General features: G+C 63.5%; 10 protein-coding genes and 1 tRNA gene. 7 read left to right on the top strand and 4 right to left on the bottom strand.

Going from position 1 to position 12861, the window contains the following annotated elements; genetic code table 11:
• Positions 1–44 precede the first annotated feature (44 nt).
• A complete protein-coding gene (locus tag Q4S41_RS05220; protein ID WP_305030048.1) occupies positions 45–356 on the top strand; it encodes a hypothetical protein in 312 nt (103 codons plus the stop codon).
• A 109-nt stretch (positions 357–465) separates the two neighbouring features.
• On the opposite strand, the gene Q4S41_RS05215 is transcribed toward Q4S41_RS05220, so the two are convergent.
• The 3 genes from Q4S41_RS05215 to Q4S41_RS05205 form a co-directional block, all read right to left on the bottom strand.
• Complete coding sequence (locus Q4S41_RS05215) at positions 466–1356, bottom strand: universal stress protein (protein WP_305030047.1); 891 nt, start codon at positions 1354–1356, stop codon at positions 466–468.
• Positions 1357–1402: 46 nt separating this feature from the next.
• On the bottom strand, positions 1403–2263 hold the full coding sequence (locus tag Q4S41_RS05210; RefSeq protein ID WP_305030046.1) for a universal stress protein: 861 nt from the start codon (positions 2261–2263) through the stop codon (positions 1403–1405).
• A 385-nt stretch (positions 2264–2648) separates the two neighbouring features.
• Positions 2649–3482 carry a DUF6544 family protein gene (locus Q4S41_RS05205; protein ID WP_305030045.1) on the bottom strand — a complete coding sequence of 278 codons (834 nt, stop codon included), beginning with the start codon at positions 3480–3482 and terminating at the stop codon, positions 2649–2651.
• Positions 3483–3869: 387 nt separating this feature from the next.
• Between Q4S41_RS05205 and Q4S41_RS05200 the strand changes: the two genes are divergently transcribed.
• Complete coding sequence (locus Q4S41_RS05200; RefSeq protein ID WP_305030044.1) at positions 3870–4691, top strand: universal stress protein; 822 nt, start codon at positions 3870–3872, stop codon at positions 4689–4691.
• Between the two features lie 122 nt (positions 4692–4813).
• Positions 4814–7258: a TonB-dependent receptor gene (locus tag Q4S41_RS05195; protein WP_305030043.1), complete on the top strand. Its 2445-nt coding sequence runs from the start codon at positions 4814–4816 to the stop codon at positions 7256–7258.
• Positions 7259–7317: 59 nt separating this feature from the next.
• Here Q4S41_RS05195 and Q4S41_RS05190 read toward each other — a convergent pair.
• Positions 7318–7390, bottom strand: a tRNA-Phe gene (locus Q4S41_RS05190).
• 171 nt (positions 7391–7561) lie between these two features.
• Here Q4S41_RS05190 and Q4S41_RS05185 point away from each other — a divergent pair.
• From Q4S41_RS05185 to Q4S41_RS05170, 4 genes are all read left to right on the top strand, one after another.
• Positions 7562–8965 carry a (Fe-S)-binding protein gene (locus Q4S41_RS05185; RefSeq protein ID WP_305030042.1) on the top strand — a complete coding sequence of 468 codons (1404 nt, stop codon included), beginning with the start codon at positions 7562–7564 and terminating at the stop codon, positions 8963–8965.
• 180 nt (positions 8966–9145) lie between these two features.
• Positions 9146–9997, top strand: coding sequence for a (Fe-S)-binding protein (locus Q4S41_RS05180; protein WP_305030319.1), 852 nt, complete (start codon positions 9146–9148; stop codon positions 9995–9997).
• 135 nt (positions 9998–10132) lie between these two features.
• Complete coding sequence (locus Q4S41_RS05175; RefSeq protein ID WP_305030041.1) at positions 10133–10618, top strand: hypothetical protein; 486 nt, start codon at positions 10133–10135, stop codon at positions 10616–10618.
• A 169-nt stretch (positions 10619–10787) separates the two neighbouring features.
• A complete protein-coding gene (locus tag Q4S41_RS05170; protein WP_305030040.1) occupies positions 10788–12668 on the top strand; it encodes an OmpA family protein in 1881 nt (626 codons plus the stop codon).
• The last annotated feature ends 193 nt before the right edge of the window (positions 12669–12861 follow it).

Below are 12861 nucleotides of genomic sequence, written 5' to 3'. Positions count from 1 at the left end.
CCACTTGTGGCACTGGCGGCACTGCTCACTTAGCTTTTTATCGCATGACTATCCACCTTCTCCTTTCGTATTCAACCATGAAAAACAGCCCCAAATCCGTGGCCAGCCGTCCTACTTCAACACGCGAGCCGGCTACTAAACCACACATCGGCACTCCGCACTTCGGCACCTTCGGCACGACGGCCGCTACGCCCGATGTGCCCGCTGCCGCACCCGACCCTGCCCACGCAGAAGCCGCCGCCCGCATCGAAGCCGGCGGCACCGAGGCCGAGCTGCGCGCCGCCTACGCCGAGGAAGACTCGCGCTACGCCGGTGGCGACGTCTTCGACCTGAAAAACGAGCAGACTGGCTTGTAGGAGCAGGCCCCGCTCCCACGCCGCTCAAACCACTTTATTTCCAAGCCCAAAGAGAAAGGGCCCCGGTATTCGGGGCCCTTTCTCTGGCGGATGCAGCAAAACCAATAACTCAGGCGATGGCCGTGGCGACCGCCTGCTCAACCAGCGTAGGGCGGGGCCCTTCGGAGGCCGTGGGCAGCACCAGCACCGGCACGGGGCAGCGCCCCAGCAGCCGCGCCGTCACGCTGCGATGAAACAGCTCGCCCATGAAGCTGCGCTCGCGGGCCAGCACCACCGCCACGTCGGCCGGGGCTTCCATGATGGCCGTGAGCAGGCCCTGGGCGTAGTCGCTGTCGACGTAGCCCTGCAGCTCGGGGTTGCTGAACTCGACCAGGCGGCTGTTGCGCACCGCCCGCAGGGCTTCGGCGCAGCTATCGTCGTCGTCGCCCCCGGCCGAAACGTGGGCCACCACAAACTCGGTGCCCAGCAGAGCCAGCATGGGGCGTAGGGCCTGGCTGGCCGCGCTCAGGGCGAAGGGCTCGCGGTCGGCGGCAATCAGGAAGCGGCGCGGCGGATGCTCGGTGGGCGCAGTGGTGGGTACGGCCAGAATGGGCAGCTGGCCGGCACGCAGCAGCTCGGCGCACATGGCCGCCGTGCCGGCGAAATCGGGGTGGTCTTCGTCGGGCTGGCCCAGCACGAACAGGGCCGGGTGGTAGCGTGCCGACAGCTCACGAGCCATGTCGGGCAGCAGGTCGGTGGCCATTTCGACGGTGGTGGGCACGTGCAGGCGCTGGGCCAGCTGGCGCAGGGCGGCGGCCGTGTCGGCCTGGCCCTGCAGCTCCTGCTGGTGGTACTTCTCCCCCACTGCCCCCACCAGCTCGTAGGGGTCGATGAGCGAAGCCCGGTTGACGTGCAGCAGCACCAGATTGCCATGCACGGCCTGGGCCAGCGTGTCGGCGTAGCGAATGGCATGCCGCGCCGGCTCGTAAAATCCGGAAATAACAATGACGGTAAGGCACATAGCGCAATTCTATTATAGATTACATAAACGACTAAAGGCGAAAGCATTAATGCGGCAGCAACTCGGGTACGGGCGCCGGCAGCTGGGCCGCCAGCAGCAGTACGGGCACCCGCGTGTGCCGCAGCACATAGTCGATGACGCTGCCGCGGAAGAGCTTGTGCGCCCAGCCGTGGCCCTGGTCGAGCAGCGCCACCACGTCGGCGTGCAGGTCGCCCACGGCTTCGAGCACGCCGGAGGCCGGCAGCTCGCTCTGCACTTTGTGCAGGCCGCACTGGGGCATGCAGGCGGCCAGGCCGCTTTGCTGGGCGGCGCGCAGGCCGTCCCAGCCGCCGGTGCTTTCCGCGGCGGGCAGCACCGTGACGGCCACAATCTCAACCGCCAGCGCATTGAGCAGAGCGGCCACTGCCCGGGCCGGCGGCTCCAGCCGGAAGGGCCGGTCTTCGATGGCCAGCACCAGGCGCTGGGGCAGGTACAGGGCGGCATCGGGCAGGTGCTCGGGCACGAGCAGCAGCGGGTAGCCGGTTTGGGCAGCCAGCGGCCGGGCCCGGTTGCCAAACCACTCGCTGAACCAGTCCTCTTCGTCGGTGAAGCCGGCCACGACCAGCAGCGGATGGTATTTCTCCAGCGCTTCGCCGATGGCGCCGGGCCAGTCGGCTTCCAGCACTTCGGCCGTGGCGGGCACGGGCAGGGCATCGGCTATCTGCTTGAGGCTGCGCAGGGTCTCGGGCGCGTACTGCGGGTCCATCACGGGCAGCACAATGCCGTATTCGGTGGTGATGGGGGCCGGGATGTACACGTGTACGAGGTGCAGGGCGGCCTTGAGCGGCCCCGCCAGCACGGCGGCGTAGGCCCGGGCCCGCTCCGCTGCCAGCGAAAAATCGGTGAGGACAACGATGCAGGGACTCATGGCTAGCAGCAGCATAAGGTGAAGGCGCGGAGGAAATGGGCAGTGTCAGGCCGCCCACTTCCATGCCGGATAAGCGCCGCGCTCAGGGCCGGCGCAGCGGATTGGTCGCGTCTGGGTTCACCTGTCACGGGCCGGGGCCGGCAGCGGGCCGGCGCCCGGAACTCGCCTGTGAACTTTCCAAAATTCGTCATTTCTCCATCCCAAAACCCTGACACAAATTAGCCAGTCGGCTGATTTTCATCATGCCGGGGCGCAGACGCGGAGACTCGAAAGCCGCTGTAGCAACGCGGTTTCTGAGCGACGCAGGGGCCAGGCTGCCCCCTGCGTCGCTCAGGGTTAAATCTGGGCTCTTTTCAGATTTGCTTATTCAACTGCTATCAGCGGTTTAAAACGCCTTCAATTGGTCGTATTCCAGTTCTCTCACGGCGAATTGGGCGTAGGGCTGGCGGTGGCCGTCTATCACCCAGCTGGCTTCCAGCACGCTGGGGGCGCGCACGCCGTGCCAGGCGCGGTAGTGCAGAAAGCGGCCCACCCAGGTCTGCAGACCAGCTTCGCCCTGGTGGCGCAGGGCTTCGCATTCTTCGATTTCGTTCGCGGCATTGAAGCGCACGATGCACGCCACCGACCGGCCACGATGACGGAACAGCAGCCGCGCCGACTCGTCGTCGAGGTCAATCCAGCACAGCTCGTCGCTGGGCAGCAGGGCGGTGGGCATCAGCACGGTTTCGGTCAGCCAGCGCAGCAGTTCGCCATCGTCGTAGGTGGGGCCCTCGCCGTGCAGCACGGGCACCAGGCCCAGCAGGTGCACCGCCAGGCGGCCGTGGCCGTCCTCGTAGGCGTCGCGCGCCGTGAACTGGCTGGTTGTGCCCTGCCAGATGAAGCCCGGCGGGCAGGCCGTCATGTATTCCTCGCCGGTTATGCGCACCCACTCCTTCTTCAGGTTGGGTTTGAACTGGCCGTCGTGGCGCAGGCGCAGGCCCCGCAGGTAGGGCCGGCCGTCGGGCAGTACGTGGCGGAAGTAACGCTTCACCGGCGCGGGCAGGCCCACCAGCTGCGCCTCGCGGTAGATGTGGCGCGAAGGGTCGGCCGCATCGGCAAAGAGCCGGGCCACGTCGTCGTGCAGGCGGCGGGCGCTGGCCGCCCGGCCCAGCAGCATCGCGCCCGCCGCGCCCGCCGCCAGCGCCGCCGAACCCCACAGAATGGATTGCTTCGCATTCATGGCACAAGGATGGAGTGGATTTATGGCAATGAGGCAAGCTCAGCGAATGGCCGTGCTGGCGCAGGCCGCCACATCTTGCCGGGCGACGGCGCTACGGCCTGCGGGACAACGGCAGTGGGCGGCTGCTGGCCCGCCGTCCGGTGCCCGCCGCCCACCAGCCACCCCAGAAAAACAGTTGGCTTCATGTCCTGACGGTTTTTAGCACGGACCAGCTTTCAGGCAGCCAAAACCTGCATGGCCCCCTGCGCTGATAATGCCGCAATTTCCCAGCAAACTGCGGCCGCAAAACATGAGCAAAATCAGGCGCCGCCCTAATCTTGCGCAGGGCGCTGGCCGTCGGATTATCAGACCTTTAAACAGGAAGCACCATCTGCTTCCAACTCATTCATGGACGCCTCAGTGCTCATCCTTACCGACTTTTTCCAGGCCGCCAACAAGGCCCTGGACTACGCCACCAACCTGGCCGGCGCCCTCCAGGCGCGTCTGGTGCTCCTGCACGTGCACCCTGATTCCCAGCCCGACCCCGAATTGCTCAGCACCGGTTTCTCCAACCTCTCCCCCGGAGCCGTGGACGCGGCCCTCAGCAGCGTAGCCAGCCAGGTTGCCGTGCCCGTGGTGGCCGAAATCGGCCACGGCCGTGTGGCCGACGCCGTGGCCGATGCCGTGAGCCGCCACCATCCGCTGCTGGTGGTGCTGGGCCGCCCCGACTACGCCGACACGCCCGACGAGCTGGTGCAAACCACTTTGCTCGACCTGCTGCGCGCCAAGGTGCCCTGCCCCCTGCTGGTGGTGCCCCACGGCGTGACCAGCACCGCGCCGCCCAAGCGCGTGCTGCTGGCCGTGGACGGCTGCCCCTTCGCGCTGAGCGACAACGCCGGGCCCACGCACGCCCTGTTCGAAGCCCTGGATGCTACCGTCACGATGTTCCACGTCATCCCCGACACGGGCCCCGACGAGCTGGCGCCGCTGGTGATGAATTCGGTGACGCGCACCGGCTTGTTCTCGGGCCTGCCCGCTGTGGCGTCGCACACGGTTGTGAGTTCCCACGCGGCCACCGGCATGCTGGAAGCGGCCCAACCGGCCGACTTCGACCTGGTGGTGGTGGTGGCCCGGCAGCGCTGCGTCATGGGCAGCCTGTTCCACCACAGCGTCACGGCCGAAGTGATGCGGCAAAGCCTGCTACCGGTGCTGGTGTTGCCGGCGCAGTAGCAACAGGCCCAGAAACAGCCGCTTGCGTCAGCAGGAATGAACCTGGGAAAGCTCGAAAAGGGCGATGGCCTTTCTCGAGCTTTCATCGGCAAACATTTTCCTTTTCCGATTCTTGGTGTTGCATGCGCATCACTACCTTCCTGCTTTTCTTCCTGCTGCTTTCCTTCATCAGCCGCGCTCAAAACCCCGGCACCCTCGCCGGCACCGTGCGCGACCGCGCCACCCAAGAGGCCCTGCCCGGCGTGAGCATCACGCTGGAAGGCACCACCTTCGGCACGGCCACCGATGCGGAGGGGCGCTACCGCCTCACCGGCGTGCCGGCCGGGGCCTACAACCTGCGCGCCAGTTTCGTGGGCTACGACGCCTTGCTGCGCGCCGACGTGGCCGTGAGCAGCGGCAATGTGAACACCCTCAACCTCGAAATCAACAAAAGCCCGCAGGCGCTGGGCGAAGTGACCGTGACGGCCAACCGCGCCATTCGCGTGGCCACGGCCGAAACGCCCCTGAGCGTGCAGCGCCTCACCACCGAAGAAATCAAGAGCAACCCGGGCGGCAACTTCGACATTTCCAGGGTGGTGCAAAGCCTGCCCGGCGTGGGCGGCGGCGGCTCGGGCGGCACGGCCGGCTTTCGCAACGATATCATCATCCGAGGCGGCGCGCCGAACGAAAACGTGTATTACCTCGATGGAATTGAGGTGCCCGTTATTAACCACTTCCCAACCCAGGGCAGCGCGGGCGGCCCGGCGGGTATCCTGAACGTCAGCTTTATCGAGGACGTGACGTTGAGCTCGTCGGCCTTCCAGGCGCGGTATGATAACGCGCTGAGCGCGGTGCTGCAGTTCCGGCAGCGCGACGGCAACGCCGAGCGGGTGCAGGGCAACCTACGCACCTCGGGCACCGAAGTGGCGGCCACGCTGGAAGGGCCCCTCACGAAGAACACCACGTTTCTGGCCTCGGCCCGGCGCTCGTATTTGCAGTTGCTTTTCAAGCTGATTGACCTGCCCATCCGGCCCGACTTCTACGACTTTCAATTCAAAACGACCACGAAGATTTCGCCCAAAACCACGCTCACCACGCTGGGACTGGGCGCCATCGACCACTTCGAGATTGTGCCGCCCAAGAACAGCTCGCCGAGCAAGGAATTCATTTTGCGCAACAACCCCACCATCAACCAGTGGAACTACACGGTGGGTCTGAATCTGCGCCATTTGGTGGCCAATGGCTACCTGAACCTGGCCCTGAGCCGCACTCAGCAATACGCCGCCGCCGACCAGTTTCAGTACGGCTACGCGGGCCAGGAGGCCTACCGCAAGCTCTTCGCCCGCAGCCACGAAACCGAGAACAAGTTGCGCGCTGATGTGAACAAGCGCGTGGGCCGCTGGCAGTACAGCTACGGCGTGGTGGGCCAGCTGGTGCATTACGACAACAACCTGCGCAACCGCATCAGGGCCGAAGTGCGCGACGGCAGTGGCACCCTCGTGAGCCCGGCCGTGACGGTCAACTTCGTCACCGACCTCGACTTCGTGCGCTACGGCCTCTTCGCCCAAGCCACCCGCACCTACGGCGCCGACAGCCGCCTCACCGTGTCGGCCGGCCTGCGGGCCGATGGTACCAGCGCCCTGCTAGCCGGCTACCGGCTCGACCGCACCCTGTCGCCGCGCGTGTCGCTGAGCTACGCTCTGCTGCCCACGCTGAATCTGAATGCCAGCCTCGGCCGCTACTACAAGATTCCGCCCAGCACCATTCTGGGCTACCGCGACGCCAGCGGCCGGCTCCTGAACGAAAGCAGCCGCTACATCCGCTCCGACCACGCGGTGGCGGGGCTGGAGTGGCTGCCCGGCGCCGCCACCCGCCTCACGCTGGAAGGCTTCTATAAAAAGTACGCCTACTACCCCGTGAGCGTGCGCGACGGCATCAGCCTGGCCAACCTGGGCGGCGACTTCAACGCCATCGGCAACGAGGCCGTGACAAGCACCGGCCAGGGCCGCGCCTACGGGGCCGAAGCTTTCTTTCAACAGAAGCTCAGCGGCAAGCTTTTCGCCATTGTCTCGCTCACGGCTTTTCGCTCCGAGTTCAACGGGGCCGATGGCGTGTACCGCCCCACGGCCTGGGACACGCGCTTCCTGGGCTCGGCGCTGCTGGGCTACAAGCTGGGCCGCGGCTGGGAGTTGGGCGCCAAATTCCGCGTGGGCGGCGGCGCCCCCTACACGCCCTACGATGCGGCTGCCAGCCGCGCCAGCTACCAGGCCGTGGGCCAGGGCATCCTCGACTATAGCCAGCTAAACACCCGGCGCCTCAGCTCCTTCCAGCAGCTCGACCTGCGCCTCGACAAGAAAATCAGCCTGCGCCGCCTGAGCTTCGATTTCTACATCGACGTGCAGAACGCCCTGCTGGCCAAGCCCGTCTCAGTCCCCACCTACACCTTCGAGCGCCTGCCCGACAACTCCGCTTACACCACCACCGACGGCCAGCCCCTGCGCCCCGACGGCAGCAACGCTGTGCCCATCCTCCTGCCCGACAGCGACGCGCTGGTGGTGCCCACCGTGGGGTTTATTGTGGAGTTTTAGATTCAAAGACACGCTAAAAGCAAAAAAGCCCGCTCCTGAATCAGGAGCGGGCTTTCCAGTGGCAACAGTTGGAATCGAACCAACGACACCAGCATTTTCAGTGCTGTGCTCTACCAACTGAGCTATGTTGCCGTTTCCCCGGGGCGCCTTTTAGGTTGCTTAGGGGACCGCAAAGGTACGAATCCAAAACAATGACGCAAGAAACCGAGTAAAAAAAGTGTGGGATGCTGCGTCTTTTTCTAAAAATCACTCGGCATGCCGAGTATCTTGCGTCCCCAAACGTTCCCGCCTTACCTTTACCGCATGTTGCAATCTATCCTCTTCCTGCTGCTCTTGGTGGCGGCATTCGGCTTGTTCGCGTGGCAGGTCCGAAAAATCCGTGCCAACATCCTCGTCGGGCGCGACCGTGACATGAGCGGCCACTCCGCCGAACGGTTTCGCAAAACCCTGCTGGTGGCCTTCGGGCAGCAGAAAATGTTCAAGCGGATGACGCCCGCCCTGCTGCACTTGGTGGTGTACGTGGGCTTTCTGGTCATCAACATCGAGGTCATTGAAATCGTCATTGACGGCTTGTTTGGCAACATTTTTGGCTTCCACCGCGCCCTCAAGTTCCTCGGACCGGTGTACGATGTGCTAATGGCGACCAACGAAATCCTGGCTGCGCTGGTGATTGTGGCCGTGGCCGCCTTCTGGTGGCGCCGCAACAGCAACCCGCCGCTCAAGCGCTTCACCGGCCCCGAACTGCGCATGTGGCCCAAGCTCGACGCCAACATCATCCTCTACATCGAAGTGGCGCTGATGCTGGCTTTGTTCTTCATGAACACGGCCGATTTGAAGCTGCACCAGATGCGTGGCGAGGACCTGCCCGGCACCTTCCCCGTGAGCGACCTGCTGGTGGGCCTGCTGCCCAGCAGCGAAGGCACGCTGCACGTGCTGGAGCGCCTGGGCTGGTGGATTCACATCACCGGCATCCTGCTGTTCCTCAACTACCTGCCCAGCTCCAAGCATTTCCACATCATTATGGCGTTCCCGAACGTGTGGTACTCGCGCCTGGTGCCGCAGGGCCAGTTTTCGAATGTGGAAAGCATCACCAACGAGGTGAAGGCCATGATGGACCCCAGCTTCGTGGTGCCGCCCGCTCCTACCGCGCCCGACGGCTCGGCCCTGGCCCCCACGCCCTTCGGCGCCAAGGACGTGGACGACCTGCCCTGGACCAACCTGCTGAACGCCTACTCCTGCACCGAGTGCGGCCGCTGCACCTCGGTGTGCCCCGCCAACCTGACGGGCAAGCTTCTTTCGCCGCGCAAAATCATCATGGACACGCGCGACCGGATGGAGGAGAAGTACAACTCGCCCCTCATTTTCCGCCCCAACGTGTACGGTGAAGAAGCCAAGCACGAGCCCACCACTGACCTGGCCAACGCTACACTGCTGCGCGGCAAAGTGACGCCCGAGGAACTCTGGGCCTGCACCACCTGCAACGCCTGCGTCGAAAGCTGCCCCGTGAACATCAACCCGCTGGAAAGCATCATCGAGATGCGCCGCTTCTTGGTGCTGGAAGAGTCGGCCGCGCCCAACTCGTTGAACGTAATGTTCTCCAACATTGAGAACAACGGCGCGCCGTGGGCCTTCTCGCCGTCGGACCGTTTCAACTGGGCCGATGACTTGTTTGCGGCGGAGAAGCCAGCTAAGGTGGCAGTGACTTAAGAATCGCCTGTCATGCTGACGAAGGAAGCATCTTATCACCGCTGCTTTCGTCTGAATTAGTAAATCAATTGCAGCACGGACGTGATAAGGTCCTTCGCTGCGCTCAGGATGACAACCGTGTCGTTCCATTCTTATATGAATCCCGAAGCTCCCGCTAAAAAGCAAATTACCGTTCCCGTTATGGCCGATTTGGCGGCCCGCAACGAGTCGCCCGAAATCCTGTTCTGGGTGGGCTGCGCCGGCGCCTTCGATGACCGGTACAAGCGCGTGACCCGCGCCTTCGTGCGCATCCTCGACCACGTGGGCACCAAATACGCCGTGCTGGGCCTGGAAGAAAGCTGCACCGGCGACCCCGCCAAACGCGCCGGCAACGAATTCCTGTTTCAGATGCAGGCCATGCAGAACATCACGACGCTGAATGGCTACGGCATCAAGAAAATCGTGACGGCCTGCCCCCACTGCTTCAATACCATCAAAAACGAATACCCGGCGCTGGGCGGTGACTACGAAGTCATTCACCACAGTACCTACCTGCAGCAGCTCATCAACGAGGGCAAGGTGGGCGTAACGGGCGGCGAAAGTTTCAAGGGCCGCCGCATCACCTTCCACGACAGCTGCTACCTGGGCCGTGCCAACAACATCTACGAGGCCCCGCGCGAGGTGCTGGCCGCCCTCGACGCCGACCTGGTGGAGATGAAGCGTAGCCGCGCCAACGGCCTGTGCTGCGGCGCGGGCGGCGCCCAGATGTGGAAAGAGCCCGAACCCGGCAAGAAGGACATCAACATCGAGCGCACCGAGGAAGCCCTGGCCACCCTCAGCGGCAAAGCCGACGCGCTGGCCAACCTCGGCGGCGTGGAAACCGAAACCGCCGCGCCCGGCACGCACGACTTGCAGGGCAGCATTATCGCCGTAGGCTGCCCCTTCTGCATGACCATGATGAGCGACGGTGTGAAAAACAAGGAGCAGGAAGCCAACGTGCAGGTGTTCGACCTAGCCGAGTTGGTGGCTTCGGCCGAGGGCATCAACGCCTGATTTTTTCTCAGCAGGCAGCGTTAGCAACGGGTGAAGCAGCCTTTAGAACACTGGAAGGTTCTGCTTGTCCGTTTACCTAATACCTTTGAGCACGCCGGGCGGCCACGTAGCCGCCCGGCCTGTTCTGCTGACTATATGTACGTAGCGTTTGACCAGCTCCCGCCCACGGCGCGGGTATGGATATACCAGGCTACCCGCCCGCTCACCGGGCCGGAGGTAGTGGCGGCGTTGCCTGAACTGGCGCGTTTCTCCGAAGAATGGACCAGCCACGGCCGCAGCCTCTTAGCCTCGGCCGAAGTACTGCACCAGCAATTTTTGGTGATTGGGCTCGACGAAGGCGTAGCCGGCGCCAGCGGCTGCTCCATCGATGCGTCGGTGCGCTTCGTGGCGCAGCTGGAGCAGCGGTTTGGGGTGGCGCTGCTCGATAAGTCGCAGCTGGCCTTTCTCCACGATGGCGAGGTGCACCTCTTGAAACACAATGAGATAAAGGCTGCCGTGGCCGCTGGCACCATTGGCCCCGACACGTTTTATTTCGATAACACCATGGCTACCAAGGGCGAACTGGACGCCCACTGGCCTCGCCCGGCGGTCCAAACCTGGCTGGCTCGGTACTTTAACTAGGAAGAAAAAAATGGGGCGCTTGCGTGAATCCTACCTAAACGTAGTATTATTGCTAACCCAAAAATGCCTAGTCGGGAATATTTTCCGGCTCCTTCTCCCTCACCACCCCTCCACCACACCACCTATGAGGAAACTATTATTAATCTGCGCTGCGGCTGGTTCAACAGCTATGCTGAACAGTTGTGCCAGCAGCGGCGCGATGAGCAAGGCCGACAAGCAGTTTGCCCGGGGCCAGTACGAAACGGCCATTCCGCTCTACCAGGCCGATGTGGCCAAGGGCAAAAACGCGGCCATCAACAACTTCCGCATTGGGGAGGCTTACCGCCTCTCGAACCGCGTGGAGCTGGCCGAGCCGTTCTACAAAGCGGCGCTGGATGGCGGGGTGAAAAACGCCGACGCCGGCTTCCGCTACGCCGAAGCCCTGAAGGCCAACGGCAAATACGATGAGGCCGCCGCCCAGTTCAGCACCTACGCCAGCAGCGGGGGGAACCGCACCCTGGCTGCCCGCGCCGAGGCGGAAAGCAAAAATGCCGCCGCCAGCAAAGCAGTGGCCGGCATGAAAAACAAATACGACGTGATGCCGGTGGACGCGCTGAACTCGGCGGGTTCCGACTTTGGCGGCACGATGATGGCCGGCGCCGGTTCCGACTTTGTGTTCACCTCGAACCGTGAGGGCAAGAAGTACCTCGGCAACGGCGAGAATTTCAACGACCTCTACGCCATCAAGTTTGACAACGCGGCCGCGATGACCGGCGGCGCCGTGCGCAAGCTCGAAGGCCCCTTCAACTCCGAAAATAAGCACGAAGCCAGCGCCACCTACACCCCCGACGGCAAAACGATGGTGTTCGCGCGCTCGAACGACGGCAGCAAAAAAGGCTACCTGAGCGTCGACTTGTGGATTTCGTACAACAAAGGCGGCGTGTGGAGCGAGCCCGTGCTCGCCAACATCAACGACCGCACGGCCGACGACTTCTCGCCCGCCTTCGCGCCGGATGGCACCACGCTGTACTTCGCTTCGAGCCGCAAAGGCGGCCAGGGCGGCAACGACCTTTACAAAGCCACCCTCGGCCCGAACGGCCGCTTCTCGCCGGCTGAAAACCTTGGCGAAAGCATCAACACCGCCGGCAACGAGAACTTCCCCGGCGTGGCCCCCGACGGCACGCTGTACTTCGCTTCGGACGGACGCCCCGGCCTGGGCAAGCTCGACTTGTTCATGGTGAAAGGCGGCCAGGCCGTGAACCTAGGTGCTGACGTGAACAGCGTGAGCGACGACTTCGCGCCCGTGCCGATGGCCGATAACACGGGCCTGTTCAGCTCGAACCGTGCCGGTGGCAAAGGCTCCGACGACGAGTACATGTTCAAGAAGAAGCCGCTGAAGCTGGTAACCTTCTATGCCGACGGTACCGTGCTGGAGCGCGACGACAAAGCCAACACCACCCTGCCCGTAGCCGGCGCTACCGTGACCATCACCGGCCCCAACGGCCAGCCCCAGACGGTGACCAGCGACGCCTCGGGTAAATTCAGCCTGAAGCTGGACTCGGTGAGCAACTACAACCTCCGCGCCGAGCGTGCCGGTGACTTCACTGCCCGCACTACGCTGAGCACCGTGGGCCGCAAACCCAGCCAAGATGCCCTGCCCAACCTGACGAACGACATTCAGTTGCCGGTGACCCTGACGCTGAACAAAATCATTCTGGCCAAAGCCATCGAGGTTAAGGACATTTTCTACGATTACAACAAGTACAACATCCGTCCGGATGCGGCCATTCGCCTCGACACGCTGGTGCAGACGCTGGTGGACAACCCCAAAATCAGCATCGAGCTGAGCTCGCACACCGACTCGCGCGGCAAGGACGCTTACAACATGAAGCTCTCGCAGCAGCGTGCTGAAGCCGCCGTGGCCTACATCGTGAGCAAAGGCATCGCCAAGAGCCGCATCACAGCCAAAGGCTACGGCGAAACCCGCCCGGTAGTGCCGAATGCCAAAACCGAAGCCGAGTACCAGCGCAACCGTCGTACCGAGTTCAAGGTGACACGAATAGCGAAGTAACCTGAGCGTTACGCTTTGCCTGAGAAGCCCCCGCAGCCTTGGTTGCGGGGGCTTCTTTTTTGGGTGGTTGTAGATGGACGGGTAAGCAAAAAACACGTCATGCTGGGCGTAGTCGAAGCATCTCTACCGCGCAACTAATCCCAACCGAAAGGATTACTATAGCAGTAGAGATACTTCGACTGCGTTCAGCATG

It is taken from the genome of Hymenobacter convexus, from assembly GCF_030580955.1.
Taxonomy (GTDB): domain Bacteria; phylum Bacteroidota; class Bacteroidia; order Cytophagales; family Hymenobacteraceae; genus Hymenobacter.
This window is presented reverse-complemented; position numbering and strand designations above follow the sequence as displayed.

Excerpts from the sequence above, each read along its gene's own strand:
- Q4S41_RS05200 (WP_305030044.1), top strand. The coding sequence starts at position 3,870 with ATGGACGCCTCAGTGCTCATCCTTACCGACTTTTTCCAGGCCGCCAAC.
- Q4S41_RS05175 (WP_305030041.1), top strand. The coding sequence starts at position 10,133 with ATGTACGTAGCGTTTGACCAGCTCCCGCCCACGGCGCGGGTATGGATA.
- Q4S41_RS05220 (WP_305030048.1), top strand. The coding sequence starts at position 45 with ATGACTATCCACCTTCTCCTTTCGTATTCAACCATGAAAAACAGCCCC.
- Q4S41_RS05180 (WP_305030319.1), top strand. The coding sequence starts at position 9,146 with ATGGCCGATTTGGCGGCCCGCAACGAGTCGCCCGAAATCCTGTTCTGG.
- Q4S41_RS05205 (WP_305030045.1), bottom strand. The coding sequence starts at position 3,482 with ATGAATGCGAAGCAATCCATTCTGTGGGGTTCGGCGGCGCTGGCGGCG.
- Q4S41_RS05195 (WP_305030043.1), top strand. The coding sequence starts at position 4,814 with ATGCGCATCACTACCTTCCTGCTTTTCTTCCTGCTGCTTTCCTTCATC.
- Q4S41_RS05185 (WP_305030042.1), top strand. The coding sequence starts at position 7,562 with ATGTTGCAATCTATCCTCTTCCTGCTGCTCTTGGTGGCGGCATTCGGC.
- Q4S41_RS05210 (WP_305030046.1), bottom strand. The coding sequence starts at position 2,263 with ATGAGTCCCTGCATCGTTGTCCTCACCGATTTTTCGCTGGCAGCGGAG.
- Q4S41_RS05215 (WP_305030047.1), bottom strand. The coding sequence starts at position 1,356 with ATGTGCCTTACCGTCATTGTTATTTCCGGATTTTACGAGCCGGCGCGG.
- Q4S41_RS05170 (WP_305030040.1), top strand. The coding sequence starts at position 10,788 with ATGCTGAACAGTTGTGCCAGCAGCGGCGCGATGAGCAAGGCCGACAAG.